Origin of the sequence: Novipirellula herctigrandis, assembly GCA_007859835.1 — a bacterium.
Taxonomy (GTDB): domain Bacteria; phylum Planctomycetota; class Planctomycetia; order Pirellulales; family Pirellulaceae; genus Novipirellula_A; species Novipirellula_A herctigrandis.
The window spans coordinates 1-2,228 of record SJPJ01000006.1; the positions used below are offsets into that span (position 1 = coordinate 1).

Sequence of the window (2,228 nt, forward strand, 5' to 3'; positions counted from 1 at the left end):
CTGGGGCGACCGTAAGACGCAGCAGAAGATCGTAAGATTGGGTCGCATTGACCGCTAGTCGCGTGTTCAAAATTACGGATCTCCAGGAACAACACCTTGAGGATTGCGGATCGGGTGTCGCTGATGTCTCTGAGTGCATTTTTTCCTCGCCGAAGCTGCTGTTTCGGGCTGTCATTCTTGTGTTTTGCAACGCTTTTTCGCTGGCAGCGCAGAGCGATAGCCTTCGCGATGTGAAGCTTCGGATGTTTGCTCCAGAAGGCTAAGCCGCCGGGCTCGGTGAGATATCGAAGCCCAGGTGCTCGGCTCGGCGACGTAAGCTGTTGACTTGTCGTTCACGGTACCTCGCATCGTACGCCTCAGCCCCAATGTCTCGGTACTCCCCGCCCTCTTTCAACATGGTGTAAATGATGATCGCTAGCTTTCTCGCTGTCGCTGTGATCGCACTGGGCGCTCCGTCTCTCGCCTTGATCCGGCGAACGTACGCTCCCAGGGCGCACTTGGATTGGATCAACGTTTGGGCACTGACACGCAGTGCTTGCGCCACTCGATTGCCACTGCGATGCGTTCGGCTCTTGCCTTTCTTCTGCTTCTTCCCGCCGGACTTGTTTAGCTCGGGGCACAGGCTCAGCCAACTGACGAAGTGATTCGCCGTCGGCCACGCCGACATGTCCAAGCCAATCTCCGAAACAATCTGCAATGCCGAGTGCTCGGCGATCCCGTCAATGGTCGTCAGGTCGGCACCCGTGAGCCGATGCAGGAGCGAACGTGAATCGAACTTGGGATCGTTGCCACGTTTGCTGCGTTGTTTGGATCGTGGAAGCTTGGGCAGCGGCTTGCCTCCGCTCTTGTCTTCCATCGAACCAAGGTACCTTTCAATGCACTCGTCCACTTCCGCAATCTTTTCGTGGTAGTAGCGATACAGCTCGACGGCCTGCTTGAGCGAGAACAGGTGCTCGTCGCGCCAGCTGCCCTGCAGTGCCAACGCGATCGTGGCCTCATCATTCTTGCAACGATCGTTGCGATGCCTGGCAAGCTTTTGAGGATCTCGCTCGCCCGCCAAGATCGCGTCGATGATTGCCAGTCCTGTCACACCACAAATATCGCTGATGACTTCCGTCAATTTCAGATTCATCTGCTCCATGGCTTTTTGCATGTGCTGAACATGCTGGGCAGCGTGCTTGACCAGCATCTCGCGTTGTCGCATGTAGCCTCGCAGCACGATGATGTCATCGGCGGGCCGGAACGAACCGGTCAGCAGTCCGAATGTGTGCAGCGTTTGAATCCACTGGCAATCCAGCACGTCGGTCTTGCGACGAAACTTCTTGATTTGACTTGGTTCGACCAAGATGACTTCAAATCCCTCTCGCTCAAGCAGTTCGAACAACGGGATCCAGTAGACTCCGGTGGACTCCATCGCAACGGTGGTGATCTGGCACTCCCTGAGCCAATCTGCGATGCCATGAAGGTCAGCGGTGAAGGCACCGAAACTGCGAACGTGGTTGGTTGGGTCTCGCTCTGCAGGCACGGCGACGAAGTGAACCCCCGAAGCGATGTCGATCCCGGCAGCATTCAGGTTGACCTGCTTGAGCGAGTTGATGTTTTCCGGGGCGTTGTCGACGGGAAGTCCGCCACGTCGTCGAGTCTTCCGTTTGGAAGTGACCGGGCGAGCGGTGAGCGGCTTTTTGTTTCCGCTGACGCCTCGCTTGTTTTTTCGTTTCTTACGTGACACAATGAAGTCTCCTTGGCCGAGTTTGACTGAGGAAGTTAAAACGCACGGATCGGGCGTACTGAGCTTGAAGTGATTAGGTTCTCCAACGAGGTCGTGCGAGTCGGCTTTGGCCAATTCGCGTGCCATCAATGCCAACGCCAAGAGCTCAGCAGGGCCAAGATAACCAGCGGGCTATGGGACACTTAATGCGTCCCACGCACCAATCCGCAGACGGCCTCCGCGACCCGATCCGTGCCCTCTCTTTTTCGCATCCCATCACAACCAATTCAAGTAAAAACACTGTTCCTCCCAGGCCTCCTCTTCGCGCGCGAAGTTAGTCAGATAACCATCGGATGCAACGGAGGACCGGTGGTACGTTTTCTCGAATGGTTGCTCAACTCCCGGTCCCCGCTGATCCGGGCCGTTATCCGATCAACGAAGATCGGTATGCTGGTGTTGGGCCTTGGCGTCACAACACTGGCTCGCGGCTGATGCCGGTGAACGATATACCCGACGAACC

Annotated in this window: 1 protein-coding gene; it reads right to left on the reverse strand. The window is 56.5% G+C overall.

The genetic code is table 11. The features are described 5' to 3' along the window. Positions 1-259 precede the first annotated feature (259 nt). Positions 260-1,597, reverse strand: coding sequence for an IS110 family RNA-guided transposase (locus tag CA13_RS34275; RefSeq protein ID WP_146403238.1), 1,338 nt, complete (start codon positions 1,595-1,597; stop codon positions 260-262). Positions 1,598-2,228: the final 631 nt, after the last annotated feature.